Source organism: Microbacterium sp. BF1 (assembly GCF_019279095.1).
Classification (GTDB): Bacteria; Actinomycetota; Actinomycetes; order Actinomycetales; family Microbacteriaceae; genus Microbacterium; species Microbacterium maritypicum.
Genome location: NZ_JAGYWT010000524.1, coordinates 1 through 1,644, shown reverse-complemented (window position 1 = coordinate 1,644; position 1,644 = coordinate 1). Strand labels below are relative to the sequence as shown.

At 68.0% G+C, this 1,644-nt stretch carries 1 protein-coding gene; it reads left to right on the top strand.

What is annotated here, in order from left to right:
• Window positions 1-1,644, top strand: a 1,644-nt coding sequence (locus tag KZA10_RS14405; protein ID WP_218683226.1) for a sulfite reductase flavoprotein subunit alpha, incomplete at both ends; no start/stop codon positions are given.

Below are 1,644 nucleotides of genomic sequence, written 5' to 3'. Positions count from 1 at the left end.
GGGCAATAGTGGCTCGTCGGAGCAGTTCGCGGCCCGGATCGCCGGTGACGCCGCCCGGTACGGGTTCGCCTCCACCCTGCTCCCGCTGGACGCCTCCGTGGACGGACTGCCCACGGAGGGGGCCGTGGTCGTGGTGACCGCGTCCTATGAGGGGCAGCCGCCGGACAACGCTCGCCGCATGATCCCTACCTTGGAAGCACTGGAGGAGGGCGCCCTCGCGGGGGTGTCGTTCGCGGTGTTCGGCAACGGAAACCGACAGTGGGCGCGCACATACCAGGCAATCCCGAAACGCGTCGACGCGGCCCTCGAACATGCGGGTGCGACGCGGGTTGTTAAGCGGGGTGAAGCCGATTCCGGGGGTGACTTCTTCGGCGACTTCGACACCTGGTACGCCCAGCTGTGGCCCGCAATGCAGGAAGCCTTCAACATCGACCCGGTCGAGGTCGACACTTCCAGCACCGTCACGCTCGAAATCGTCGACGGCGGCCGGCAGACGGCCCTGCAACTGCCCGACCTGGGCCGTGGCGTCGTGGTCGAAAACCGGGAACTGACCGACATGACCTCCGAGCATGCGGCATCCAAAAGACACCTCGAAGTGGTTCTCCCCAAGGGGTCCAGCTACCGTGCCGGGGACTATCTGGCGGTGCTGCCCCGCAACGACGACGCGCTGGTGGAGCGGGTGCTGCGACGGTTCGCGATGACCCCCGACACGATGATCCGCATCACCCAGGTCACCGGACGCGCCGGACTGCCCGTCGGGGAACCGATCAGCGTCGCCGACCTGCTGACCAACTATGTCGAGCTGAGCCAACCCGCCACCCGTCGCCAGGTCGCCGCCCTGGCGACCCCGACCCGGTGCACCCCGGAACGCGCCGACTTGGACCGGCTCGCGGACACCGACTACGACACCCTCGTCCTCGGGAAACGGATGAGCGTACTCGAGCTGTTGGAGCGGTACCAGTCGGTGCCGATCGAGTTCGCGACGTTCCTGCAGATGCTGCCCCCGATGAAAGCCCGCCAATACTCCATCTCCTCCTCCCCGCTGTGGAGTCCGGACCGGGCCACCCTCACCATCGCGGTCGTCGACGAACCCGCCCGCTCCGGCCACGGCCAGTTCCGGGGCACCAGCTCCGGGTACCTCGCCGACCGGGAACCCGGCGACCGGATCTCCGTCGCGGTGCGCCCCTCGAACACACACTTCCACCCACCCCAGGACCCGGCCACCCCGATCGTGCTGATCTGCGCCGGGTCAGGGATAGCCCCGTTCCGCGGATTCCTGCAAGAACGCGCCATCCAGAAAGCGGACGGACAGGACGTCGGGGAGGCGCTGCTGTTCTTCGGCGCCCGCCACCCCAACGCCGACTACCTGTACCAGGAAGAGCTCACCGGCTGGGACATGCAGGGCGTCGTGACCGTGCTCCCCGCGTTCTCCCGCGAACCCGACATGACGACCCCGTACGTGCAGGACCAGGTGTGGGCGCACCGCGCCCGGATCGCGGAACTATTCCAACAGGGCGGGACCGTGTACCTCTGCGGCGACGGCGAACGGATGGCACCCGCTGTCCGCGACACCCTGACCCGCATCTACCAAGACGCCACTGACACCACTCGCGACGAAGCCGAGCAGTGGATGGACACCATCGA